The 259-nt window shown below is 70.7% G+C and carries 1 pseudogene; it reads left to right on the top strand.

Annotated elements, in window-relative coordinates:
- Positions 1-259 (top strand): annotated as a pseudogene (locus tag SB816_RS32890) (NAD-dependent dehydratase); the annotation flags it as partial.

Genomic DNA, 259 nt, shown 5'->3' with positions numbered 1-259 from the left:
CGTGCACGTCGACGACGTCGCGCACGGCCACTTCCTCGCGCTCGAGCGCGGCCGGATCGGCGAGCGCTACATCCTCGGCGGCGAGAACCTGCCGCTGCAGCAGATGCTGGCCGACATCGCGCAGATGACGGGTCGCAAGGCGCCGACGATCGCGCTGCCGCGCTGGCCGCTCTACCCGCTCGCGCTCGGCGCGGAGGCCGTCGCGAAGTTCACGAAGAAGGAACCGTTCGTGACCGTCGACGGGCTGCGGATGTCGAAG

The sequence above is a fragment of the Achromobacter sp. SIMBA_011 genome (assembly GCF_046535435.1).
Classification (GTDB): Bacteria; Pseudomonadota; Gammaproteobacteria; order Burkholderiales; family Burkholderiaceae_B; genus Achromobacter; species Achromobacter dolens.
The sequence above is the reverse complement of the archived record's forward strand: the minus strand, read 5'-3'. Positions and strand labels throughout refer to the sequence as shown.